At 44.5% G+C, this 238-nt stretch carries 1 pseudogene; it reads right to left on the reverse strand.

The window, feature by feature from the left end:
• A pseudogene (locus AAEZ06_RS28250) lies at positions 1-238 on the reverse strand (alkaline phosphatase family protein); the annotation flags it as partial.

Genomic DNA, 238 nt, shown 5'->3' on the forward strand with positions numbered 1-238 from the left:
GTCTAAATGTGTCGAGTAATTTTTTAGCTGAGCCTTCGTGCGCCATCCAGTTTTCTACATCAACCATAAGCGGTTGGCCACACATGTTAAACACCGCTTGAATCGCCTCTATTGATTTAACCCCAAACACCGGAGCGGGCGATACAATAATGACTTGGTCATGACTTAATAGGCTTTCTTCAAGCTCAGTAAGACGCTCCCAATCTAACAAGCCTGAGGGTTCATTAAAGTTCTGCTC

It is taken from the genome of Pseudomonas sp. HY7a-MNA-CIBAN-0227 (genome assembly GCF_040310325.1).
Lineage (GTDB): Bacteria > Pseudomonadota > Gammaproteobacteria > Pseudomonadales > Pseudomonadaceae > Aquipseudomonas.